This window comes from Komagataeibacter sp. NFXK3, assembly GCF_054182245.1.
Map to the genome: position 1 here is coordinate 239339 of NZ_JAPIVJ010000005.1, position 26137 is coordinate 265475.

13 protein-coding genes and 2 pseudogenes are annotated in these 26137 nt (G+C 60.9%); 7 read left to right on the forward strand and 8 right to left on the reverse strand.

All coding sequences use genetic code 11. The features are described 5' to 3' along the window. Nucleotides 1–92: 92 nt before the first annotated feature. Nucleotides 93–1388 carry a DEAD/DEAH box helicase gene (locus tag OQZ28_RS07965; RefSeq protein ID WP_458135739.1) on the forward strand — a complete coding sequence of 432 codons (1296 nt, stop codon included), beginning with the start codon at nucleotides 93–95 and terminating at the stop codon, nucleotides 1386–1388. A 70-nt stretch (nucleotides 1389–1458) separates the two neighbouring features. Here OQZ28_RS07965 and OQZ28_RS07970 read toward each other — a convergent pair whose 3' ends face one another. Further along, entirely contained in the window at nucleotides 1459–3057 is a 1599-nt protein-coding gene (locus OQZ28_RS07970) for a B12-binding domain-containing radical SAM protein (RefSeq protein WP_458135740.1), read from the reverse strand. A gap of 347 nt (nucleotides 3058–3404) precedes the next feature. Between OQZ28_RS07970 and OQZ28_RS07975 the strand changes: the two are divergent. The 5 genes and pseudogenes from OQZ28_RS07975 to OQZ28_RS07995 form a co-directional block, all read left to right on the forward strand. Continuing rightward, nucleotides 3405–3572, forward strand: a pseudogene (locus tag OQZ28_RS07975) (plasmid stabilization protein); the annotation flags it as partial. A gap of 382 nt (nucleotides 3573–3954) precedes the next feature. Beyond that, nucleotides 3955–4107 (forward strand): hypothetical protein, encoded by a 153-nt coding sequence (locus OQZ28_RS07980; RefSeq protein WP_458135741.1) that lies wholly within the window; start codon nucleotides 3955–3957, stop codon nucleotides 4105–4107. A gap of 241 nt (nucleotides 4108–4348) precedes the next feature. Continuing rightward, nucleotides 4349–6661 (forward strand): TonB-dependent receptor, encoded by a 2313-nt coding sequence (locus tag OQZ28_RS07985; protein WP_458135742.1) that lies wholly within the window; start codon nucleotides 4349–4351, stop codon nucleotides 6659–6661. Between the two features lie 50 nt (nucleotides 6662–6711). Then, complete coding sequence (locus tag OQZ28_RS07990) at nucleotides 6712–9207, forward strand: phosphocholine-specific phospholipase C (RefSeq protein WP_458135743.1); 2496 nt, start codon at nucleotides 6712–6714, stop codon at nucleotides 9205–9207. Between the two features lie 29 nt (nucleotides 9208–9236). Continuing rightward, nucleotides 9237–9491, forward strand: a complete 255-nt coding sequence (locus tag OQZ28_RS07995; protein WP_458135744.1) for a hypothetical protein — start codon at nucleotides 9237–9239, stop codon at nucleotides 9489–9491. A 39-nt stretch (nucleotides 9492–9530) separates the two neighbouring features. Here OQZ28_RS07995 and OQZ28_RS08000 read toward each other — a convergent pair whose 3' ends face one another. The 7 genes and pseudogenes from OQZ28_RS08000 to bcsA all read right to left on the reverse strand — a co-directional run bounded on the left by OQZ28_RS08000 (nucleotide 9531) and on the right by bcsA (nucleotide 24604). Next, nucleotides 9531–10742, reverse strand: a complete 1212-nt coding sequence (locus OQZ28_RS08000) for a DUF1501 domain-containing protein (RefSeq protein WP_458135745.1) — start codon at nucleotides 10740–10742, stop codon at nucleotides 9531–9533. 3 nt (nucleotides 10743–10745) lie between these two features. Next, nucleotides 10746–12053 (reverse strand): DUF1800 domain-containing protein, encoded by a 1308-nt coding sequence (locus OQZ28_RS08005; RefSeq protein ID WP_458135746.1) that lies wholly within the window; start codon nucleotides 12051–12053, stop codon nucleotides 10746–10748. Nucleotides 12054–12322: 269 nt separating this feature from the next. Continuing rightward, nucleotides 12323–14002: a GDSL-type esterase/lipase family protein gene (locus OQZ28_RS08010; protein WP_458135747.1), complete on the reverse strand. Its 1680-nt coding sequence runs from the start codon at nucleotides 14000–14002 to the stop codon at nucleotides 12323–12325. Between the two features lie 57 nt (nucleotides 14003–14059). Continuing rightward, nucleotides 14060–17920, reverse strand: a complete 3861-nt coding sequence (locus OQZ28_RS08015; protein WP_458135748.1) for a cellulose synthase subunit BcsC-related outer membrane protein — start codon at nucleotides 17918–17920, stop codon at nucleotides 14060–14062. 82 nt (nucleotides 17921–18002) lie between these two features. Beyond that, nucleotides 18003–19163, reverse strand: a complete 1161-nt coding sequence (locus OQZ28_RS08020) for an acyltransferase family protein (protein WP_458135749.1) — start codon at nucleotides 19161–19163, stop codon at nucleotides 18003–18005. An 86-nt stretch (nucleotides 19164–19249) separates the two neighbouring features. Beyond that, nucleotides 19250–19921, reverse strand: a complete 672-nt coding sequence (locus OQZ28_RS08025; protein ID WP_110569848.1) for an SGNH/GDSL hydrolase family protein — start codon at nucleotides 19919–19921, stop codon at nucleotides 19250–19252. Between the two features lie 114 nt (nucleotides 19922–20035). Beyond that, nucleotides 20036–24604 (reverse strand): annotated as a pseudogene (bcsA, locus tag OQZ28_RS08030) (UDP-forming cellulose synthase catalytic subunit). 975 nt (nucleotides 24605–25579) lie between these two features. On the opposite strand from bcsA, the gene OQZ28_RS08035 reads away from it, so the two are divergent. Continuing rightward, nucleotides 25580–26053, forward strand: a complete 474-nt coding sequence (locus OQZ28_RS08035) for a TetR/AcrR family transcriptional regulator (protein WP_458135750.1) — start codon at nucleotides 25580–25582, stop codon at nucleotides 26051–26053. The last annotated feature ends 84 nt before the right edge of the window (nucleotides 26054–26137 follow it).

Genomic DNA, 26137 nt, shown 5'->3' on the forward strand with positions numbered 1-26137 from the left:
GCATGGCGCCCCCCGTAATAGTCCGCCCTCCCGCACCAAGCGAAGCCCGAACAGGCGTAGCCTTTACAGAGCGCCGGAGGCGCTGCTTGACCATGTCCATGACTTTTGCCGATCTTGCCCTGGCGCCCGAACTCCTGAGCGCCCTGGCCGAGGAAGGCTACGCCCACCCTACCCCGATCCAGGCCGGGTCCATCCCGATGCTGCTTGCAGGCCGCGACCTGCTGGGCATGGCCCAGACCGGCACGGGCAAGACGGCCTCGTTTGCGCTGCCGCTGCTCCATCGCCTTGCCCTGAACCCGCGCCCTGCCCCCAAAGGTGGCGCGCGCGTGCTGGTGCTGGCCCCCACGCGCGAACTGGTCTCCCAGATCGCCGATGGGTTCACGGGCTTCGGGCGGCATCTCAAGCCCAGCATTACGACGATTTTCGGCGGCGTCAGCCCGTTTCACCAGATCAATGCGCTCAGGGAGGGGGTAGACATCATCGTGGCCACGCCGGGGCGGTTGCTGGACCTGATCACGCAGGGCGCATGCGATCTGTCGCAGCTTGAGGCACTGGTGCTTGATGAGGCGGACCAGATGCTCGACATGGGCTTTGCCAAGCCCATCGAGCGTATTGTCGCAACCCTGCCCGCAACACGGCAGACCGTGCTGTTCTCAGCCACCATGCCCAAATCCATCACTGTGCTGGCCGAGAGCCTGCTGCGCGACCCGGCCTGGGTCGAGATCACGCCGCCCTCCACCACCGTGGAGCGGATCGAGCAATCGGTCATGTTTGTCGATGCGGCTGACAAGAAGGCCGCCCTGCTCGAACTGCTGCGCACGCCGGGCATGGGCCAGGCCGTGGTCTTTACCCTGCAGAAGAACATTGCCAACGAGGTCTGCGCCTTCATTACCGAGGCGGGCATTACGGCCGAGGCCCTGCACGGCAACAAGTCACAGGGGCAGCGTGAGCGTGCGCTCGAGGCCTTTCGGTGTGGTGCGGCACAGGTGCTGGTGGCCACCGACATTGCAGCCCGCGGCATTGATGTCGATACGGTAACGCATGTGTTCAACCATGACCTGCCCAGCCTGCCTGAAAGCTATGTCCACCGCATTGGCCGCACCGGGCGTGCGGGCCGCACGGGCTTTGCCATAACGCTGTGCGATGCCGAGCAGCGCGCCTGGCTGCATGACGTGGAGCGCGAAATTGGCCGCCCGCTTGACGTGCAGGACGACCACCCCTGGCATTCGGAGGCCGCGCGCAACTCCACCATGCGTGCCCCCGTGCTGGGGGGCGGCCCGGCCAAGAAGGTCAAGCCGCCGAAAATACGCGAGCGCAAGGTCTGGACCGAGGAAGAGAAGAACGCGGCCCGCGCGGCGGCTGCCGCGGCGAAGGCTGCAAAAGCCTGATGATGCATTGGCGCGGTGGTTCTGCCAGCCGCCGCGCCAATCAGCGGAAGTTTTCTATCCCATGCCTTGCTCAGGCCGGCACAAGCGCTGCCGGAACGGGCTTGAGCATCGGCGGCACCTGCCAGCGGCCCGTGTCGACATTCTCGATCTCTCCATCGATCTCGCTGACAACCTGCCGCGAAAACGGCCCAAGATGCAGGTAGAGCGCGCTGGTCATGACCACATAGGGCAGCGCGCGCGGGTTATGCAGCGCGCAATCGAGCATCATGCGCCAAAATGGCCCGGTTGTGCCGGGGCCCGCGCGGTGAATGCGCAGCACAAGCCGCATGAAACTGCGCAGGTCGCCCTTGATCATGCGGTGGCTGCGCTTGCGCCCGAGCATGCGGCCCAGCCTGCGCACCCGGCCAAAATAGGCAACGGGATCATAAATCGCCTTGAGCACCGTCCTGTAGTCGCTCAGCACGTCACGCCGTGGCCGTTTTGTCTCGAAATTGAGGCCCGCCGTGCACTGATCGCCCGACTGGGTCTGTTCGCTGCCCGAAAACAGCCGCCCTTCGGCCAGCAGGCGGCGCGTCAGCTGGGTTGTGGGCAATGCGTAAAGCAGGCCAACCATGCAGACCGGGATCGAGGTATCCTCGATGCATTCGATCATGCCCGGGGCGACGCTGCCCTTCTCGCTGTCAAACCCCACGATGAAGCCGGCATTCACGAAAATCCCGGCCTTATGGATCGTGTCGATGCTCTGCTGCAGGCTGCGCCTGGTGTTCTGCTTTTTCTGCATCAGCACCAGCGAGTCCGTATCCGGGCTTTCGATGCCCACGAACACGGCGAAGAAATTCGTATCGGCCAGGCTGCGCAGCAGGTCGGCGTCGTCAGCGAGGTTGATGGAGGCCTCGGTTGAAAATTCGAAGGGAAATTTCTTTTCCTCCTGCCATTGCTTCAGGTCGGGCAGGAATTTCTTGAGCGCCTTTTTATTGCCGATCAGGTTGTCATCAACAAAATCGACATGGCCACGATAGCCAAGCGCGTAAAGGGCATCGAGTTCAGCCATGACCTGCTCGTTGGTCTTGGTGCGTGGCACCCGGCCATAGAGTTCGATAATGTCGCAGAACTCGCAGCTGAACGGGCACCCGCGTGAAAACTGGATGCCTACGTGCAGGTACTGGTCCAGCTTGAGCAGATCAAAGCGCGGCAATGGGCTTTTTGTCACATCCGTCTTGCCCATTGGCGCTTCAAACACGCCTTGCCGGGCGCCGCTGCGCCAGGCCGCGACGAAATCATCCATGATCTCTTCGGCCTCGCCCAGCACCTGAAAACTGGCGGCGCTGTAAAGCGGCGGGCTCGACGTGACATCGGGGCCACCCACCACCACCGGCTTGCCGCGCGCATGGCACAGCGCGATGATGTGCAGCGCATCATTGCGCTGTGGCAGCATGCCGCCGGTCATGACCATGTCGGCCCAGTCAAGATCGGCGTCGGTCAGCTCTTCGGTATTGCGGTTGACCAGCCGTATTTCCCAGTGTTCTGGCAGCAGGGCCGCGACCGTGACCAGGCCAAGCGGGGCCGCCGGGTAGCGCGCGCCCGCCAGGTCGCAGGCTTCCTTGTAGTTCCAGAATGAATTGGCATTGAAAAGCGGGAAGATCATCAAGACCTTGCAGGTATCGGTCATTATGATGAAATCCTTTGGCGTGCCTCCTTCGCATGATCACAACGGCCTCCCCGATCGGGGGTGGGGCACATGGAAATGGGGAAACCCTGTTGTGGTGAAGTGGCGATAGTCCGGCACACGGTCGTCATAGAGATCTTCCATCAGGATGAAGTCCTGTTTCTACACCCCCTGCCCCGCAATAGCGAGAAAAGAGCCTTTGCAATGCCGGATATGCTCCTTTCAAAATGTAACAGCCCTGCTTGCAACCGTGAAAAAATTTTGTCCCGAGCCCGCATTGTCACGCTGATGGGGCCTTAATGTGCCACGGCACCCCAGCCCCGGCAAACGCATGAACAGGAGCATGGATCATGCCGCGTGGTGACAAATCCGCCTATACAGGCAAGCAGAAGCGACAGGCCGCCCATATCGAGGAGAGCTACGAGCAGCGCGGGCTCAGTAAAGATGACGCCACGCGCCGTGCCTGGGCTACGGTCAACAAGGAAACCGGTGGCGGGCAGAAAAAGGGTTCGGGTAAAAAAAGGGGGCCTGAAAGCGCCTTTCAGGCGGATCGCCCCCGCGTGCCGTGCTGGCCTGCGTGTGTGCACGGAACAAAGATGAAATGCGATGAAGAGATAGGATCCACTGAATGGAGACTGGTCCGGTGGGGTAAGGCCTGCCAGCCGCCCTTGAGCCGCCCTGGTTACCCCATATCGCTTATAACAGCACCTGCATTGACGTGCTGGCCATAGGTCGGCTGCTTTTGCCGGAATTCGTGGCATATGAGGGCGGCGTGTTTCTGGGCATTCATTTTACAAAGGACAGTTTTGCCCGGTGGATGCGGGTGCTGGGAAACATGAAGGACGTGGAGAACATGCTCAATCATGGACACGTTTATGATATTCTTGGCATGACAGGAAAATGTCCGTGCATGATGCCTGCATTGTTGCCCATTTATTGAAAAGATGCTGGGCGCTTGCCCTGCACGCGGCGTTTCCGGGCAAGGAATTCGATATTGTCGTGTCTGATGCGGAAGACGGATACGGGCCGGTCCTTACTTTCTCAGGCAAATAAAACATGGCGGTTCCGGGCGCTGGCCTCCCCCTCTTTCCTTTTTGCCGTTGCCAGCATAGGCACAGATACAAATATGAATTTTTCAAGAATGTTGAATGAAGTTAAGATGAAATAGAATGACGCAGTGTATAAATAGAATTTGGAATTTGTTAGAGTGCCTCCATTAAGATTCATTTTGGAACGCTCCATGGCAATGAGAAAAGTTTTACTTCTGAGTGCGGTCTGTTTTTTCACCCAGAACATGACGGCATTTGCCAAAGAAAAAGCCGATAACCGCCACGGCGGCGTAAAAAAGGCGGACCAGGGCGCATCGGATTCCCATCACGACAAGACGGATGAGGAAGGCGAAAAGATTTCGGTGCGTGCCAGGCACAAAGTGCTCGGCGGTGGAATGATGGCCTACCATACCACGCCCAAGACGGTCAGTTCGCTCACGCATGACTATATCGACATGCAGTCGCCTACCTCCACGATTGAATCCCTTATCCAGACGCTGCCCGGCGTCGTCTCGGCAAGTGAAGGCCCGTTGACGACCTCTTTTTCCACCATCCATATCCGTGGCATGGGGCAATCCGAGATCGGCGTCACGTTCGAGGGTATTCCGGGTGCCAACCCCTTTACCTACAGCACCTATACCCCCTCGCTTGTCGATAGCGAGAACATAGGGCAGATCAATGTCATGCAGGGAGCGGTTGACATCAATTCGCCCACCTACAATGCCACGGGCGCTGAGATTTCAACATCCATCCGGCGTCCTTCCGCAAAGCAGAACATCTATACTTCCGCCTCCGGTGGGTCTTATGGCACCAACAAGGACTTCATCCGCTATGATACGGGTGAAATCGGTCATTCAGGGGTGCGGGCCTTTGTTTCAGGCTCTTACGCGCGCAGCGACATGTGGCGCGGCGTGGGCGATGTGCGCAAGTGGCATGTCGATGCAGCCCTGGTCAAGACATGGTCAAAGGGCAATGAAACCGAAGCCATATTCGGCTGGACCCAGGCCAGGCAGAATGAATGGCTCTATCCCTCCATGGCCAACTGGAAAACCTATGGCACGAATTATGGGCTGAACGACCAGTATTATGAAGGTGACACGGATTATGCCGGGCTCGATGGCAAGAATACCGGTTCCATCTATGGCGCACTGAAAAACCATTTCACCTTTGGTCATGGCCTCAGCCTTGATGCCGAGGCCTACTCGGTCGAATTCCATGGCCCGTATGAATATGGTGAAAGCAACCTGCCCGTATCCAGCGGCTATGTTGGTGCCGAGAAATATAAATACCTTGATAATTACAAGAACCTGCCCGGCTACGACCCGAAAAGCAAGAAACTGACAGCGGCAGAAGTTTCAGATTGGTACACACTCTCATCGGGCCTGACGCTGGTTGGCAAATGGCACCACAAATTCAACACGCTTACCTTCTCCTACTGGTATTCATACGCAACCGAAGCCGCGCGCGACCGCTATTATCCCGTCAACAGCAAGGGGCAATGGAGCACGTCCGAGCCTTATCTGACCGCAGGTGGCATTCCCATTGGTGAAGATAACGAAAACGGCAAGCAGCAGCTCAACAGTTTTGCCGTTGACGATAAACTGTCGTTTCTACATGACCGCCTGACCATTGATGGCGGTATCCGCATGGCGATGGTCAGCCGCCAGTTCACGCAGGACCTGCCGGGGGTCAGCACGGCGCCTTCCATCCGCAACCTGTTCATTCCCGCCCCGCAGGTGCTCATCAGCTATCGCTTCAACCCGAACCACCAGATCTATGTCAATGGCACCACGGGCTATCATCTGCCCGCCTCGTTAAGTTCATCACAGCTGCCCGAATACAGCTACACGACCGGCAAGCCCCTGCAGATGGCCATGAGCCAGTACAAGCCGGAATACATGATTACCGAAGAACTGGGCTATCGCTACAGCGGCCTGTTCATGGCCAATGTTGCTGGCTTTCATTACAACGTAACGAACCATCAGGTCTCATCGGAAACGTACCAGCCGGGCACCACGACCGAAATCTCGCAGGTGATCAACGCGGGCGGGCTTGAGGCCTGGGGCCTGCAGGCCGAACTCGCAACCCGGCCGTGGCATCATGTAAGCTTCTATGCCTCGGGGCAGTATATGTACACCCAGAATGGCAACAACATTGCCTATGGCGGCGGTTATCTGCAGACAAAGGGCAAGCAGGAAGTAGGCGCGCCCAAATTTTCCGGCTCCCTGGGCCTGACGTATAATGATGGCAAATGGTTTGGCAATTTCACCTTGCAATATACAGACTCCCAGTACGCCACCCTCATGAACGACGAGAGCATTCCCAGCTATGTCACGGCCAATCTTGGCTTTGGGCGCACCCTGCCGCAGGTTGGCCGGGTCAAGCCGCGCATCAAGATCAACCTGACCAATCTTGGCAACGAGCATTACCTCTCTTCCATGTATTCCTACACCACCAATGCGACGGCAGCAGCGGGTGTTGGCGGCAAGTCTTCCGCGCCCACCTATGTCATCGGCGCGCCCTTCGTGGTCATGGCGACCCTTTCCGCCAATTTCTGATGCCCTGAACCCCGCCTTCCCCAGACCCATCCCTGCCGCGCGAGCGAACCATGACGACACGTAGAGATTTCCTGAAATATGCCCTCCTCACGGGTGCTGCGGGGGCATCCTCCCGCCTGCCCGCCTCCATCGGCCGGGCCTTCGCCATTGCGCCCGAAGTCGGTTCCACCTGGCACGATGCCGAGCATGTCGTGATCCTGATGCAGGAAAACCGCTCTTTTGACCATGTATTCGGCACCCTGCAGGGCGTGCGCGGGTTCAACGATCCGCGCGCCATGCGCCTGCCCAGCGGTAACCCGGCCTTTGTGCAGGGCAGCGAGGCAGGCGAGACCTATCTGCCGTGGCGGCTCAACATCCGCGATACGCGCGTGACATGGATGGGCTCCATCCCCCATTCCCGCGACAGCCAGGTCGATGCGTGGAACAATGGCGGCCACGACCGGTGGATCGACGCCAAGAAGTCGCACCACAGGGACTATGCCCGCTATCCGTTGACCATGGGGCATTACACGCGCGAGGACCTGCCCTTTTACTACGCCCTGGCCGACGCCTTTACCGTATGTGACCAGAATTACTGTGGCGCCATGACCAGCACCACCCCCAACCGCCTGCTGTTCTGGACCGGCACGGTGCGCGACCGGCAGGACCCCACGTCGAATGTGTACATGCGCAATGGCGAGATCCTTGAAGGCGGCATGACGTGGCGCACCTTTCCCGAGCGGCTGGAACAGGCTGGCGTTTCGTGGAAATTCTACCAGAATGAACTCTCGCAATCGGGCGGCATGAGCGGGCCGGAGCGGGCGTGGCTCTCCAATTTCGGGTGCAATGTGCTGGAGTGTTTCGACCAGTATCATGTCACGGCCAATGCCGGCTTTGGCGCGTGGCTTGAGGAGCGCATCAGTGAATGCCAGTCGCATATCGACCGGCTGAACACGCATGAAATGCTCGTATCCGGCACGCACGCCGAACAGCTGGCCGAAGCGCGCAGCCTGCTGGCCGTGCTCACGCGCCGCCGCACGGCCGTGGGCGAAACGCCTGAAAAACTGACACCGGCGGAACGCGCCCTGTTCGAGAAGGCCTTTGTAACCAACACGGGCGACAAAAACTATCGCAAGCTGGAAAAACTGAAATTCCACGATGGCAAAAAAGCCATCCACATGCAGGCCCCCAAGGGCGATGTGCTCCATCAGTTCCGCCAGGATGTGAGAACGGGCAGGCTGCCCACCGTGTCATGGCTGGCAGCGCCCGAGCATTTTTCCGATCATCCGACCTCGCCATGGTACGGGGCATGGTACGTGTCGGAAATCATGGATATCCTGACCGAAAATCCCGAGGTGTGGAAAAAGACCATCTTCATCATGACCTATGATGAAAATGACGGGTATTTCGACCATTGCTGCTCCTACGCAGCCCCCGACCCCGCCCGGCCCGAGACCGGCGCGTCATCACGCAGTATTGGCCAGAAGGGGCTGGAATATACGAGCGCGCAGGATGAAATCGATCGTGGCGTGCCCAAGCGCCTTGCCCGCAGCGGACCAATCGGGCTGGGCTTTCGCGTGCCGATGGTCATTGCCTCACCCTGGAGCCGGGGGGGATGGGTCAATTCGCAACTGTTCGAGCATACCTCCACGCTGCGTTTCCTTGAGGCCTTCGTGCACGCCAAATTCGGCAGGGACGTGACTGAGACCAATATCTCGCCATGGCGGCGGGCCATCAGCGGCGACCTTACATCGTGCTTCCGCCCCTATGATGGCAGTGTGCCCCGCCTGCCTTTCCTTGAGCGCAATGCGTATCTGCACACCATCGAGAGCGCGCGCAACCAGCCCATGCCGGGCGGCTACCAGGCGCTTGATGATGCCACGATTGCCGCCCTGCGCGCCAACCCGGCCAGGGTGCGTGAAAGCGTGATGCAGGAATCCGGCACGCGGGCCGCCTCTCCCCTGCCCTATGAGCCGTATTGCGATGGCGGGGTCTCGGCTGATGGCCGGCAGGTGTTCGTGCATATGCGCGCGGGCAAGACCCGTTTCGGTGCCCGTGCTGCTGGCGTGCCGTTCAATATCTATCGCCACGGCGTTACGGCCGGCAGCGGCATGCAGGCGGGCACCTACGGCGTAGCGGCCGGCGATGCGCTTGACGCGGCTTTTGCCCAGTCCATGTTCCGCAATGGGCTCTATGACGTGGACGTGCATGCCCCCAACGGCTTTTACCGGCGCTATAGCGGCAAAAAGGGTGGCCTGAGGCTGCAGGCGGCATGTACCTACCTGCGCGGGCCGGGGAAGGATCTGGTCGTGACCATAAGCAATCATGGCACGAAAAACGTGAACCTGACCTGCACCATGGCCCCCTCCGGCACCACGCGGGCGGTGCACGTGGTAGCGGGCGGTAGCACGGACGTGGCGTTTGACCTGACGCAGGGCATGCTGTGGTATGACCTTACCGTGTCGAGCGCTGAGGAGCCGGAACTGCGGTATCAGTTCGCCGGGCGCATCGAGACCGGGCAGCCGGGGCGCACGGATCCGGCCATGGGGGCGGTTCACCCAGCCTGACTGGCGTGCCTGTGCCGCGTGCCTGAAACTTGTTAGGGTCCGTTATCGAATTTCTGGATAACGCCTGTTTTGATGCACAGGATGCACGCGATGCGCAGGCGCAGCCCTGCGGCCATGAAGCACAGGTCATGACGTGGTTCAGCAAAGCCCGGTCAGTCAACGCCGTACTGTATGCGCTTGATGGTGCGGACCTGCAGGCTTTCTACGATACAATATACGAAGCCCATGCCGCGATGGGGAATTGCAGCCAGATCGAGGCCATCTGGGCGCGACATGGAACGTAAGCGATAAGCATCAGGAAGCTTCAAAAACGCACCCTGTCCTCACGCCTGGCGGATCAGTCCATGCATTGGCGTTACCGCCGTACCGGGAAAGACCATGGCCATGGCCGCAGGCTTCAGCCGCAGGTGATCGCATAACAGCCCCGCCGCAACGCTGCGCAGGTCGGTGGTGGGGGCAAGGTCGCGGTTTTCAAACAGCTGGTCAGGGCGCAGGCCTGGCCATGTGCCTGCCACCCGCCCCCCTGCCACGGCGCCACCCGCAATGAAGGCAACCGTGCCCGTGCCATGATCCGTGCCGCCCGTGCCGTTGATCCGTACCGTGCGGCCGAACTCGGTCATGGCCAGCACGACGGTGCGCGACCATGCCGGGCCAAGGCCGTCACGCAGGGCGGCAAGCCCCCGGTCGAGCTGCGTCAGGGGGCGGCCAAGGCGGTCGACCTGCCGCGCATGGGTGTCCCATCCCCCAATTTCGAGGGCGGCGATGCGCGGGCCGCGCCGGTTGGCCAGCATGCGGCCTGCCGCGGTTGAAAGGGAGAGGAACGCATCGGCCCTGCTGCCCTTGCGCGGGGCGCCCGGGGTGGGCCTGCCGCCTTCCATCACGGTATCGGAAAAGCCACGGGCCTGCAGGGCATTGCGCAGCGCCGGGCCTGTGACCGGGTCATCCGCATTGAGGGCCGCGATCTGGCGGTACAGATCCGGGTCGGGATGATGGCTGGCCGCGGGTGCGTAACTGCCTACCTGGGCCGGGCCACGCAGCAGCAGCGGCACGGTCAGCCCCATGGCCAGGCCATAGCCATCCGGCCCTGCATCATGCTGGGGCATGAGTGATACGGCCCGGTTGAGCCAGCCGCTATCCATGCGTTCATCCGCGCCACTTTCAAGGTAGTCCTGCGCCTCGAAGTGCGAGCGGCTGCGATAATTACCTGCCACGGCATGCACCGGCAGCAACTGCCCGGCTGCGTAGAGCGCATGCATGTTCTGCAATGCCGGGTGTAAACCGTAGAAGCCCCCCATATCGAGCAGGCCCCCCGCTGCTCCCGGCTCGGGCAGGATGAGCGCGCGGCGGTGGGTGGCAAGGTTCGGGTCGCCATAGGGGGTGACGGCGGACATGCCATCAAGCGCCCCGCGCATGACAATGACAACAAGGCGCGGATCATCTTCATGGCTGGACGGGGCTGCCATGGCCAGCGAGGCACGCCCCAGCGCCCAGCTTGTGGCAAGGCCCAGCAGGGCCGCGCGACGACGGATCAACATGATTTAACGCCTCTGGAATTCGGGGGAGGAGAACAGGAGCGTCAGGGCATCCTGCCTTGAGCCTGCATGCTGCATGGCCGTTACCGTCTGCGCCCGGAGTGCGGGGCCAAGCACGGCATGGGCAATATCCAGCGGGTCGCCATCGCGCACCTGCCCCGCCATCCGCCAGGCCCAGTCGCTGCGGGCCAGCATGTCGGCGGGCGCTGCCCAGTCAGCCGCGCGGTCGCTCCAGCCATTGGGCAGCGGCGCGGTCCATAACGGCTGGCCCAGCGCTGCAAAAGCCGCAAGCTGCGTATGCGCGGGCGAGCGGGGATCATCCGGCTGGCTTGGCGTGCCCCCCATTGACAGCGCGCGCATCACCGCCGTGGCATAATCCATGGGCGAGCGGAATTTGCCGCCCTCCGGCCTCGTATCCACCAGCGTGGGCAGCACCAGGGCTGCCGCAGTCAGGTTGCCTCCCGTCTGCTGCAATACCCGGCTGACCTGTGCGACATCGCGCGCATCGGGCGTGTCGGTTATGAAATGGGTGACCATACGGGTGGCGATATGGTGGTAGGTGGCCGGGTGCGTGCCCAGAAAATGCAGCGCCTGCAGGCCACCTTCCTCCCCTTCCCCAAAGCGGTGGCCCATCAGGGTCTTGGTGCCGGGCTCATGCGCCTTTTCCCGAAAGACAAAGCCGGGCCGCTCCGCCTTGAGGTCCACGCCCCATCCGGTCAGGATGGCGGCAAAGGCCGTGACATCGGCCTGCGTGTAGCCGCCCTGTGGCGAGAGGGTGTGGAGTTCGAGGCATTCGCGCGCCAGGTTCTCGTTCAGGCCGCGATGCCCCCTGCGCCCGGCCGGGCTGTCCGGGCCGATGGATGAAGCGTTATCAAGATACATCAGCATGGCCGGATGGCGCATGACGGCGAGCAGCATGTCCACGAACCGGCCGGTGACATGCGGCCGTATGGCTTCGCGCATGTAGGCGCCAATGATCGCGCGCGTGCCGCCCTGCCTTAGGCTGACGGTAAAGTGGTTGAACCAGAACCAGGCCAGCCGCTCGCGAAAAGGCTGGCGGGTCAGGAGCAGGTTATCAAGCTGGGTTGCTACCTCGGCCTGAAAGATCGGTTTGACGAGCGGGTCGCCCTGCACCCTGTTCATACGCTGCGCATGCAGCGCAATCAGCCCATCCGCCGTGGTGCCCACGCCGGTAAAGCGGGCGGCATCAGGTTCACGCAGCTGGCGCGCCAGCCAGTCCTGCGGCTTGTCCGCCAATGTTTCCGTGCCGCGTGTTCCCCAGCCGAACCTGTTCATCATTTCCAAAGACTGCATCAGATTCCTGTCCTGAAAAACGGGCGGATAAGTGGCCAGTGCCGGTACAATACGATCAGGCTGCGATCAATCAAGGGAGCAGCGCAGGCGTGTGGGGCGCGGCTGCCCTTATGGCTGCGGTGGGAATATCACCCTGTGGCAAACTGTTTTATGGAACATTTATGAAATTACGGCATGCCACCCTGATGGCCCTGCTCTTTATAAAAAATGCCGCCTTTCAGCTTGAAAGGCGGCATCGGAAAACGGCTCCTTATAGGCGAACAACGCCCTTATTTTTTAAAGAAATCAGCAATATTCTGCCATACGTTGCGCGCGATGATGTCATGCCCGGCCTGGTTGGGGTGGGTTGTATCGGCAAGCCATTTTGTCTGGTCCAGCACATTGGCGAGCGGGTCGCCGGACACGAAAAGATCCAGTTCGGTATCGGCAGGGATCTTTCCATCCTCGACCGCATTGGCCAGCGCCTTGCGCGGCGCACCCTGCGTATTGGCCTCATCAAGGAAAGCAACGTGATAGCCAGCCTTTTTCAGGCGGCTGGTAATATGCCCGAGGTTATGGACCGTCTCGCCGGTGTCGATATGGTGCAGGTGGTCATTGAAGCCGCCAAACACGACCGCAACCTTGCGGCCGGGACGGGCTGCCAGCGCTTCCGCCGCGGGCACCATGTCCAGCATCTGCTTGGTCGTGGCGCCTGATACGGCAAAATTGTAGCTCCTGTAGCGGGCGTAGCGCTGCATGACATAGGGCCAGTTCGTGCCATCGCTCAGGCCGAAGCCTTCTGTCCGGCTATCACCAATGGCAACAACCGTATCGCGCAGTTGCGGCATGTGGTCGCCCGCCACTGCGGCGGCCGCCTCGAAATCCTGTTCCTGCTCGGCCGTGGCATCCCGATCGGCGATGACGATACCGGTCCACTGCCCGGTATTGCGCCCCTGTTCAAACCAGGAGCCGCCATCGGCATTATACCCGATATACCCGCCCGAGAACGACCCCTCGGGCAGCGCGCCGCCGAGCACAGCGTGGTTATTGCCGTTTTCAAGCCGGTACCCATTGGGGGTTGCGCTGAGGCCAAAGGCTGAGGGATCGTTGCTGATGATCATGTCCGTGCGCTGGTCCGGGCTGCGCATGTCGGCCACATGCACAAAGCCATCAAGCGTGTAGCTGCCCATGAAGACCTTGAATTCCTGCCCCTTCAGCCCCAGCATGAGCGGTACGGGAAAAGCCGAATAGCCGGAATTGGATGAGGCATACGTGCCCGTGGTGCCAAAAAAAAAGCTGTTGGCGGGCACCTTGAGCGTCTGCGGCAATACAAATCCGCCCGGCCCGTTATTCTCGCCCCAGGACAGGGTCTCCTGCCCCGAAACCTGCACCGCTCCGATATGCACGACATGGTGCCCCGGCGTGGCCACGAGGTGGTTGCCATGGCCGGTCTGGTCATACACGCGGGTTACGGTAGCAAACGTGCCCGCATCACGCGCGGCCAGGACGCGATCAAGGGTTGCGGTATCGAGCGTGCCATCGGGACGTATGGCAAGCGTGGTGGCAACCGTCTGCCCGCCTGAAATCGTCTCGATATCCACGGCAGGGCCGGAATAGGCGCTGACCATGCGCGTCGGTCCGCCGGCAAAAATGGCATGCGGGCCAAACGTATCGGCGGGGGCATTCGATGTGGCCACGGCGGCCCACTGCGCGGCCCCCGGCGTGACTGCGGTCGCGCGCCATGCATGCCCGCCCGCCTGCCACAGGTCGCCCAGCGCGTAACCCTTGTTCACGTCATCATCCGTGCCGGGCGGGCGGTTCAGCCCTTTATAGACGGTGTCATTGGCGGGAATGCAGGTTTCTCCGCCCTTATGGCCATCTGCCGGGCATTGTGCCGCCATGCCAAGGGCAGGCAGGCCAAGGGTGGCCGTGGCCGTGATACAGGCCAGAACTCTTCCGCGCGTTCCCATGCAATATTGTTCCTGGATACTGGGTTGAGGGCATGAACCTGCCCCGGATCAATTATATTACTGACCATCAAATGTATAATGCGTCATCAGCATGCCACTGGTTTCCGACCAGTTGCCTGCCCGGCTGTAGCCACCTTCCATGCCCATGCGCAACCGATGGGTAAACTGATAGACAAGGCGCCCGCGTACATTGCCCGCAAGGCCGCTTGCCCCGCTGCTCGAATAATAGTCAGGCGGGTTCGAGGCCGCGAGCTGCTGCAGGCTGGTGCTTGTCGGATAATAGGGCGCGCCATCGCTGTGATAATGCTGGAACCCCGCCTCCCCGCGCAGGAACCACGTCCACCGCTGGTTATGCCCCGACCATTCAACCGGTACCATCGCGCCGTAATACTGCTGTGGTGAGAAGTAGCCGCCCTGCCCCCATGTAAAGAAGTAACTGTCACGCTTGTAACCGAAATACATGAGGTCCAGCCCCACGCGCAACCACTGCCGGTCATGGGTCTGCCATACCGTGGCGGTGCCGCCGGCACCTGCCTCCACCTCGGTATTGCTCTGCACATGCGTGCCATCCAGATAGGCGAAGCCGCCACCGGCATAGATGTTCCACCCAGGCGCGGACCATTCCAGCGCGCCATGGCCGAACATGCGTGTCACACCACCCCACACCCGGTTCGTGCCCGGATCATGCATGCCCGCGTAGGACAGCTCGCTATCGGTGACCATGCGGCGGCCCCCGCTTATGCGCAGGCCGAGGTTACGGGTCAGGCGCGGCGCGAATTCCACGCCCCCCACCACGTTGGTGATGGGGAAGCCCAGCGGGGACGATCCCACATCGGCCGACAACCAGTGATTGACGTAGTTCAGGCTCAGCCCGACGCCCTGCGTATAGTAATGGTGGTACGCCCCCGGCAGGGCCCCATTGATGGAATAGGTGCCGAACTGGTGGGCTGAATAGGCATTGTTCAGCGCATCGCCGGTAAATAGCAGCGTGGGCGTGACCGAGAAGGACAGCCGGTGCTCCCATGATTCAAATGGCAGCGTGCCGGTTATGGGAATGGCGAATTCCGTCAGCTGCCCCAGCCCCGCAACGCCCGTGCGGCTGCGCACGAAGCTGTTGGCGTCGAGCTGTGGCGATATGGAATCGCGCAGGTAGACAATCTGCCGGTCCATCGCCTCGGCGCCATCATCCTCGGGAATGTAATGATAGGTTGCAGGCAGGGTGGCACCCTGCAGGTCGATATAATTGCTGTCAATGAATGGCCAGCGATAATCAGGCAGGAAGCTTTCATGGGCTTCATGCGTGTCCTCGCCATCAAGCGTGCGCTGGGCGCGGCGGGCGTGTTCCACATCAGCGAGCTGTGCGCGCGTATTGCCCGCCACGCGATCGATATCGGAGCGCACTTCCCAGCTCATCGGGCCATCAGGATCTTCATGCGCCAGCCGGTCGGCATAGCCCCGCGCCAGATCCACCTTGCGCGCGCCGCCCGCATCACGCGCGGCGGCGGCAAGGCCATAGATATTGTGCGGCTTGAGGCGCAGGGCAATCTGGTCTTCCTCCAGTGCGCGCTGGGGCATGTTGCGTGTCTGGTATATCCGCCCCATGGCCAGATGGGCCTCGGCTGATTCAGGATGGGCGCGCAGCACGGGGGCGAGTACCTGATAGGCCTGGCTGGTCTGGCCATAACGGTCAAAGCCATCGGCGGTCATGATGGCGAGGCCGATGGCGATATCGGTCCTTATCCGCAACTGTTCCGCCGTGGCGGAGCCCGGGTCATCGCGCACCATCGCATCAAAGGCGCTGAGGCAGCGCGTGGTGTCGAACGTGGCATGCAGGCGCAGGTACAGTCCGGCATAGGCCAGCATCTGCGCGGCCGTGGGCGGCTGGGTCAGGCGTTCTTCCTGCGCCAGGACCTGCTGGGCTTCCTGCGTGGCATGGCGGTCAAGCAGGGCGCTGGCAATCTGCACGCCCAGGTCGCCCGTGGGGTCGGGCTGGTCGGCCAGGGCCACGAGGGCGGCATTCTCCGCGCGCGGCGCACGGTTGAGCGCCTGTATGCGGCGGGCAAGCGCGATCTGGCTGGCAATGCTGGCCATGCCAGCGCTCCGCCCGCCCGCAGGCAGGCGCGCCATCAGGCGCTCGGCGGTGGCAAGGTCATGCTGCCCCATGGCGTAGATGATCCCGGCCTGCAGGTCATCTGGCGTAACGGATGGTGCGTTTGTCAGGTCATCCATCAGGCTCCGGGCCTGAAAATGGCCGCCCGCATCGTCAAGCGCATGGGCGAGCTTGAGGCGGATCCATGGGTCCGTGGGTTCAAGGGAAGCAGCCTGGCGCAGCAGGGCGACCCGTTCGTCAGCATCGCGCGTCTGGTCGGCGCGGGCGGACAGATCGGCCGCCTGCAGGTATGTCGCCAGCGCCGGGCGCAGTGGCCTGAGGCGGGCGATGATATCCTGTGCTTCCGCCCCGCGCCCGGTCTGGATCAGGATGCCGCCCAGATTGAACAGCGCATCGGCATTACCCGGCGCCTGCGCCAGGATTTCACGATAGATGCGCTCGGCCTGTGCATCATGTCCCTGCTTGCGCTCAAGCATGCCTTCCAGCGACAGGAAAGTCAGCCTGCTGCCAGGGCGGCGGCCCAGGGCCGCGAGGTCCGTGCGTGCCGTATCATAGTGGCCAGCATTGATGGCCTGTAATATCCGCACCACCAGCGGGTCCATGCCCCCCGCACCAGATTGCAGGGCCTTGATGGCCGCCCGCCAGTGGGGGGCTGAATCCGGGTCCGCCTGTATGGCCTGCAGGAAATACTGCGTGGCCTGGGCAGGCTGCTGCCGGGCCTGGGCCACCAGCCCCAGCCCGCCCAGCGCATCCGCATCATGGGCATTGAGCGCGAGGGCGTGGTGGAAGCGTTCCGACGCCCCTTCCAGGTTATGGCGGGCCAGCAGGGCGTAGCCTTCCTGATGGGCGGTGGCGGCATCGATGGCGTTCTGTGTTTCCTGCGCCTTGTGCAGCAGTTCGGTCACTTCCGCATCATCGGGGTGCAGGCCGAGCCATTCGTTATAGAGCGGGATGGTCGGGCCTGTGATCGGCTCCCACAACAGGGCCTCGCGCCAGGCGGCAACCGCCCCTTCGCGGATCGGGACGGGAGCGTTGGAGCGGGCGAGCTCGCGCAGGCCGTCCAGCCCTTCGGGGCGCGAGGTGACACGGTAGGTCAGGATCCGGTCGAGCAGCAGCCGGGCATCGAGATCGCGCGGGTTGCGCTGCACCCAGGCGGTCAGCTTGGTCTGCGCCTCCTGGCGGCCAAGAATGGTCGCCCCCAGCACGCGGTAATATTCCAGCGCCAGGTCGGGTGGCGGGTCACCGTTCTTGAACAGGGCCTTGTACTTGAACATGGCAGGCATCATCTTGCCCGCCGCCGCAAGGGCGCGCGCCTCGGCCAGGCCCCTGGGGTCAACGGGGCCGGCCTTGATCTGCGCCGTAAGGTCGGCAACCAGCCCCGGCGCCGTGCCGTTGCGCTCCAGCCGGGCCAGCGCGGCCGAAGCCTGCGCCGCATTGCCCTGCGCCATGAGCAGGCGCCCCTGCAGGTAAAGGGCTTCAGGGTTGTTGGGCTCGATCGAAATCGCGCGTTCTATCGTTTCATGCGCCTTGTCAAGGTTATGCTGGCCCAGCCAGTAATAACCCTGGTTGAGCAGCAGTTCCAGCACGGCGGCCGCATGCGCCATGTGCGCGTTCATGGCTGCGCGTTCCGCATCCTGGTCCTGCGTGGGCGTAACCGTGATGGCCGTGCCGTCATTTGCTGCCGGGCTGTTCTGCGTCATCTGGGCAGGGTCCGCCTGCGCCATCTCGCCTGACAGCATGACTCCCGCCACCATGCCGCAAATGAGCTTCAGCGTGCTCCTTGCCGGGCGCATGGGCTGGGGCATCATGACCCAGGCTGCGGGCGCACGCCGCCACCCACGCCCCGAAGGCAGCGTGCCAGCGGCATGGTATCGTCCTTTTATATCGTGTCTAATGAACACGGGACACATAAGAGATATAGAACAGGATCGCAGCCAACGTCATGCACGCGCCGACAAGCAGGGCAGCCCCACGGTTGCGGGCGGCAACCGCAACCCGGTCCTCATAATCAAGCCCGGTGCGCTCGACGAATACGTAGCTCAGCACGCTGATGACAAGGACGATGCCCAGCACGGCCGCCATCATCAGCCCATGCACCTGGAAGAAGAACAGGTAATTCGCCACCACGATGCCCGGCCAGTGCCACAGATAGACCGAATACGAAATGACTCCGATCGGCGAAATGGGCACGAGGCACAGCCTGCCCACCTGCGTTTCGGGCAGCATGATGATGGTGGCCACCGCAAGGCAGGGGAACACGGTCATGTAAGACGGGCAGGCAAACTGAAGGGTATAGAATAGCCCCGCCCCCACGATTACCGCCAGCGCCACGGCATAGACAATATTGGCAACAGTCGGGGAAAGGCGCGGCCGGGGAAATATCCAGATCATGGTGCCAAGTGAAAACTGCCACAGGCGATCGAAGATATTGTAATAAGCCTGTGTATCGCCCTTGACGTAGCTCCATGCGCAATAGGCCAGCGACACGGTAAAGATGCCCGAGAGCACCAGCTTGCGGTGCCTTGTCAGCGGCAGCAGCAGCGCCATCAGGAAGATGATGGTATAGAATTGCATTTCCAGCGAGAGCGACCATGTATGCAGGAACGGGTAGGCAATGCTCTGCCCCTGGAAATACCCGACATGCCCCGAAGCCCATATGTTGGACAGGTACACCAGCGCATAGGCCCCGTTGATGGCGATATCGGCGCGGTCACTTTGCAAGACCCACCACAGCATGCCCGCCGAGACCAGGCCAATCATGCACACCAGCGCGGGCAGCAGGCGGTAGAGCCTGCGGCAGACAAAGCGCAGCGGCTGGAACGGATGCTGCATGAGCGCCGAGCGCCCCATGAAATAACCCGAGATGACCACAAAAATATCGACACCGATAAAGCCGCCCTGCAGCCAGCCTGCATGGAACAGGACCACAAGGGCGATGGCAAGGCCGCGCAGCCCATCAATATCACGCCGACGGTTGAGGGGGAAAAAGTCTTTCTCAAGTATGTCACGCCACCTGCTTGTAGTAGGGGCAGGTTCATTCAGGTGCAGCATCAACAGATTTCCACGTTTTGTGCCCTTCATGGGCAGATACGCAAGCACGCAGCGCGGTGTCGGGCGTGCCTGCGTAAGGGGCGACCTTACTGGCCGGTGGCAGGCGGGGCGTCTTTCAGCTTTTCAAGCTCAGGCAGGGTCGCCTGCACGATCGCGTTGCCCCATACCTTGTAGCTTTCAGGCGTTGCATGAATGCCATCGATGGTGTTCACGCTGCCCTGCTTGAGCAGCGCCGTGCCATCGACATAGGTGCAGGGCGCGACTTCGCCCTTGAGGAAGGACGCCATTTCGGTCGCGCGCTGGTCGGTCTTGCCGTAGCGCGGGCTGAACTGGCCCCAGGTCGGGCCAACCCAGATGCACGCGGTCTTGCCAATGGCATAGGTCAGGGTCTTGACCTGCTCGTCCACCCAGTCTTTCGAGACCGAAGCCTGGCCATAGGCTGCCATAGTATCGCCAAGAATCACCATTACCACGTTGGGATGCCATTTGGCCACGAGGTCGCTGATGGGCGGGGGCGATGCGGGCTTCATGTTGGGCGCGCCGATCGGGGCATCGCCAATGCGCTCGGCGGCGCCGCAGCCGTTATTGGGGTTGGGCACGACCCAGTCGGCAGCGGTGGAGGAACACACGCCGTAGGTGACCACTTTCGCACCCTGACGACTGAATTCATCGGGCAGCACGGACAGGAGGGAGTCCTTGAACGTGACGTGGCTATCGCCGATGATCAGCAGCGTGAGGCCGGCAAGAAGAGCACTCATGAATTACTTCTCCGTATAAGAATTTATTTATGGACCAGGGTAGCGCTACGGGCAGGTTCCGCTCAGGCTGGCAGAACCTGCCTGGGCGCGGGCAGCCTGTTGCAGCGCCATGCCTTATGTTTCACCGCCCGTGCCATCATCCAGCACGCGCCTGCGCGACTTGGCGCGCAGCCAGCTCCACGCCCCGAAGGCGGTCAACCCCGCCCCTGATAGACCGGTCAGATAAAGAATGAAAGGATGATAACTCAGATACCGGTCCAGTTGCAGCCACAGGGGTAATGAACCCACTTTGTAGGTTGGCGCGGTGCGGTAACTGGTAAACTGTTCGGCGTTCTTGAGCACCAGATCCCCCTGGATGGAGGACAGATCCCTGGTGTTGCGCAGGCTGAGAACCAGGTCATGGATGCGCTGGGGCGTATCGCCTACGAAGGCAATGACCGAGCGCTGGCTGTCATAGGGCGACTGCGCGCCAATCATGACCCCGGCCTCGGCAATCGGTGCATTGAGGTGGGCGGTCACGCCGTTCAGCAGGCCGGCATGGTCGTGGTCCTGAAACAAGTACCAGATGCCCTGCAGCCCCATGTTCTGGCCAACCCTCACGTGCCCGTCCTTGATGACGTAAGGCGAGCGTGACAGCAGGTTGGAGGCTGAATCCAGCCGGTCAGCGGTGGAGAGCAGGATGATATCGCCCTGCGGGGCGGTGTTTTTCATCTGGTCCGCCGTCATGACATGCACGCCTGCGGCGGGATACCACGTTGTGGCACCGAAGAAGCCCATGAGGTCGAGGAACGAGCCCGCCGTGCCCGCATCGGGGCTTTGGGGCAGGATGATCGTCGTCTCGGACAGGTCGGCCATGCGGGAGAACGGAAAGGCCGCCTCGGCGAAATAAGACAGGTTGGGCAGCTAGGCGTAATGGTAGCCCCGGCGGAAATCGAGGGTGGAATCTGAATCCACGCTCATGCGGATATCACCCGGCGTGCGGCGGCATGCGCCGCGGTCAATGGGGCGGGCATCAAAATTGAACTGGAGCTGGTTCTGGCCAAACAGTAGCCACGGCGGCAGGGCTGTCATGTGGCCCGTGGCCCCTGCATGCTGGTTGACCAGCCTTTCCGACCATTTCTGCCACACGCCGGGCGGCGAGAGCGAATAGCTCTGCAGGTAGTTGTTGTTGAGACTGACATCGACGCGTGATGTCTCGAGGTCCACCACGGGGCCGCCTGGCGCACGTACCCACATGTTCATGAGGTAGGGCCGCCCCCGCCAGGTGTACAGGTCGGGCGGCAGGTGGAAGGGCAGCGTCATGCCCGCGGGCGTGTAGCCCCCGCCCTGCAGGTCGGCCGCTCCCACGAGTTCACCAAAGCGCACGGGCCGGTCCGTTGGCACGAAGGCAGGCGCATCATAAGGTTGGCGGGGGTCGAGGGTCACGTCCTCCACCACTTTCGAGGCGACGCCACCAAGCGTATCGTGCGAGAAAGCGAGGTTCCGCGCCGCCGCCTCGACTTCCTGCGCGGTGCGCCCGGTCACGATCAGGATGATGCCCCACGGGTCATTGGGGTTGGCGACCTCGGCCAGGGTCGGACCGGTGGGCAGCGTGCCGCTGGCATCAAGCGGAATGTTCCGGCCCACTTCAACCGCATTGCCCGATGCCGGCACGGTGGTGGAGACGGGAAAGGACAGTGCGCGGAAATCGGCGATCTTGCCAAACCATGAGGCGATCACGCCCGCAGCCTTCAGGTCATCGCGGCTATCGGGCGATGGCATGACGAACGGAACCCGCAGCGCCGCACGCAGGTTGGGATCGAAAAAGGGGGCTGGCAGGCGCGAGAGCTTGCGCTCGGGCGCGATCCGCACCGTGGTCAGGGTAACGCGCGAACTGTCGGAAATGCGCGCCCACAGGATCTCGTTGAAGAGATCATTGCAGTCACGCCTGTATTCACCGGCAAAACGGAAATTGAGCTTGTTGTCGCCAGTAAAATACAGCGGATCGACATCGAATGTGATGGGGCCGAACTCGGGGTGCTCGGGGTTGACCTTGATCGTGCCGATATACTGCTCGTTCAGCGTAACCGTGACAGCGCTCGCCTCGGGCAGGAGCGAGGGCGAGAGCGCACCGGACAGGGTGATCTGCGCGTGCGTGACCACCCGGTTGGCGGGCACGACCACATCAAGCCCCTGCAGCGGGGAATAGCCGCGCAATGTCAGCGGCCCGGTCGTTGCGCCAAGGTCGCGGAATGACAGGGTGCGCGTCACCTCCGTATCACTGATCCGGGCCGCGGCCAGCGGGTCGATCGGGGGGGCGACATCAGGCACGATGCCCGTATTGCTGTCACCGAACGGGGTCTGGGCGCTGACACCGGTCTGGTCCACCGTGGCGGTGGCTGGCGCGGGCGGCAGCCCCTGTGCCAGAGCTGCGGGGATTAGGGCCAAGGCTCCGAGAACGGTGGCGGATAGGGCAGCCCCAGTGCGGGCGCCGCGTTGGACAGGTTTCAGCACGAGGCTCTGTTTCTCCAGTTTTTCTTCCACCATGGGCACGGTGCTTTCCCCTGCCTGCGCAATGGGGCGGGGTTTTTCAGGCTTGCGCCATTTAAAAAGGTCGCCAATGCTTCTGAACACCATGGCGATACTGCGAAGCGGGCGGTCGGGGGGGAAATCGGCCCAGTTGGCCCAGGCATCGTTGCGCCCGAACACCATGTCGACCACCTGGCGTTCATCGTTCAGGTCCCGGCGCATCCATTGCAGGCGCAGGTTGCCCGGCTGCATGCCCATGACGTGGGCCGGCACATGCGTGTGAATGCCGTCGCGCTCGTTATCGTAGCTGACCATGACGGTCTGTGGCGCCTCGACATTGTGCGGCCAGTTCATGTCGACTGACAGGCCACCCAGCGAGATATCATGCGTATGGGCATGGAACGCCCTGCCCTGCCCGTCGGTCACGGTTACGGGCAGGCGCACGGTAATGCGCGGTGCGCCGCGAGTCTGGCGTGTTTCGCGCCCCACGGCGATGGCGGCCAGCACGATAATGAGGCTGATGACCACCCACAGGGTATTGAGCACGAAGGACTGGAGCGCAAGGCGGTCGTGATACTGCCAGATGATGCCGAATATGCCGCGCACAAGGGCTGCGAACAGGATCAGCGCCAGGATGATGTTGGGATAGACCGCGCTGAAATCGAAATAGCTGCGCTCCAGCAGGCCGCCCTTGTCGGTCACGTTGAACTTGCCCTTGTGGGGCTGGAGCAGAGTTACGATGGTGATCCGCACCAGGAACAGCGCGAGCGAGGTCTCGTAAATCTCGCTCCAGAAGGAATAGCGCCACCGTCCTTCAACACGTGAAAGCGTCATGATGGAATGGAAGATATGGGGCAGCGCATAGGCGCTGATGGCCAGCGGCGAGGCCGCGATGATGTTTTCACCCAGGAAGAGATAGGCCAGCGGCGAGACCAGAAAGGTTACGCGCGGGATGGCGAACAGGAAGTGCGACATGGCGGACAGGTAGCAGAGCCGCTGCTCCCACCGCAGGCCGGGGCCAAGCATGGGGTTGTCGAGCCGCATGATCTGGAGCATGCCGCGCGCCCAGCGCACGCGCTGACCGATGTGCAGGATCAGGCGCTCGGTCGCAAGCCCGCCTGCAAGCGGCTCGCGCAGATACCCGGTACCCCAGCCCCTGCGCTGCATCTTGAGCGCGGTATGGGCATCTTCGGTTACGGTTTCGGTCGCAAAGCCGCCAATGCCCATAACGGCGGCGCGGCGGATGACGGCGCATGAGCCGCAGAAGAATGTTGCATCCCAGAAATCATTTCCGTCCTGCACCAGGCCATAGAACATGTTGCCTTCAGGCGGCACATGTATGCCCGCGGCCAGATTGCGCTGAAACGGGTCGGGCGCATAGAAATGATGCGGGGTCTGCAGAAGGGCCAGGTTGGGGTCGGCAATCATCCAGCCGATGGTTCTTTTAAGAAAACCACGGGTGGGCACATGATCGCAGTCAAAGATAACGGCGAATTTCCCGTCCGTCACTTTCAGGGCATGGTTGAGGTTGCCAGCCTTTGCATGGTTGTTTTCCGCACGGATAATGTAGCCTGCGCCTGACTCCAGCGCAAAATCACGGAAAGCAGCGCGCCTGCCATCATCAAGAATATAGACATTGAGCTTGTCTGCCGGCCAGTCCAGTTCCAGCGCGCCAAGAACGGTCGAGCGCACGAGGGCCAGTTCCTCATTATAGGACGGCACATAGACATCAACGCTCGGCCAGTCAGCCGGATCAGCCGGCAGGGCATGTTCCCTGCGCTCCAGCGGCCATGACATCTGGAAGTAACTCAGGCACAGCGTGACCAGGGCATAGATCTCGGCCAGCAGGAGCAGCACGGACAGGCCGCCCTGTATCCACCCGTGGAATTCCAGCGTGGTGGTCAGTCGCCACACGATGTAGCGCAGCGACACCAGGAGCGACAGCATCATCAGGAATATGGTGATGCCCCGCCCCGGCCTGCGGTTGAGCACCAGCAGGAGCGTGACCGTGCCAATGCACAGCAGGCCCTGTGAATACAGGCTGAGCGTTATGGACCCCGCGAACCCCATGATGGACGCACCAACAACAACCGGCACCCATGGGGGCACCTGGCTGAGCGGTGTCTTTTTCATCAGGACCGTGATTTTGTCCGTTATACGTTTTGCCCCGAACATGTTCAGCTATATCGCTGCCTTGCAATCGTTAATATTTAATCGAGTATTCCCAAGGGGTTGCGTCACCCTGCGGGGAAAGTGGTAACCTAATATGAACAATGTTCATTTTATGCCTGAAGTCAGATCCTGCACCTAGGTTGAATGGTCACCATTGGCACAATGGGGCGAGAGCGTAATTGGCTATGTGGGCACGAGGCTTTTGCCCCTGTCCATAGTGGTATTAATTTCTGATTAATTTCCTGTCAAGAAAAAAGGCAAGCCCTTGCATGACAGAGAATTATTTCCTTTTTCCAGGAAGGGAAAATTTTTTTGTTATTATATTTTTACGCATATAAACAGGCAGATATGTAATTATGTTTTAAACTAAACTACCCAATATGATGCGTAACCGTTCATCGCGGCGTCTATTTCAATACCCCTTATGTTGACGTTGTTCATAATACGGATGGCCGGGGTTCGGGAATAAATCCCATATCTGCATCTACCTTATCACTGGGGGGGGAGTATGGCTTTTCCCTGTGGTAACAGGCAGGGCCAAAGCAGTCGCGCAATGGCTAAAATCTCTGTCAAGGAAAAAATCCGTTCTTATATCAATGCGAGGCACCATGAAGTCAGTTAAAATGAAACGCCACATGTGCAGGAGTAAATGTTTAGCAGTAGTAGCCCTTGGCCTCTGCTGGCCCGATAAGATGTTGTTAGGAATTTAAGGGCAAAATGTTTTATGTATGTAGGCATTTTATGACAATCGCTGGATAAATAGGAATTATTTCATAAATTGCATAAAATCTATCACTTTTTTTGTCATACTCAATCGCAACATAATTCCTGATTATAATCCAGAATTCATACGCTTATGCTGCCTTTTCAGAAGGATGCCTTCCCATTTCAAGACGCTATCATAAAGGAAATGTTCCCGAGGACCTGCGCATTGCGACTGTCAGAATACTTGAATCTGAACGGCTCGAAGCTCTTTCGGTGCGTCGCCTCGCCAAGGAAGTCAAAGTCGCGCCGGCCAATTTCTACAATCATTACGGGAGCCTGCATGATCTCCTGCTAGAAATTGCCGTGGAATATTTTCAGATTTTCCGCAAGCAGATCGCTCATATCAACCGCACTTGCGCCAATCGCACCGATGCGCTCAAGCGTATTGTATTTTACTGCGTGGATTTTGGTTGCACCCATCCCCAGCTCTACCGGCTCATGTTCGGTTACATACCGGATGCCTATGCCTATCCGCGCTATCGCATCATCGTCGGTGCCGCATTCGAAGATCTGATGGAACTGATATATGGCAAGCGGGTTTTTACGCTAACCGATGACTTCGGCCCCAATGATATGGAAACCCTGAGCCGGAAAGTGCAGGCCGGTTATGGCATGTACGCCATGCTCTGCGGTTTATCGAACCTGAGGCCATCGTGTGGATGGTACGCTAAACAACGTTTGGCATGAACAATAAAGGAACGATCAGGCGGCACGAGCCTGTTTCGACAGATTGAGCGTCTTGCGGCCCGCAGAAGCTGCGGCTTTGTCCCA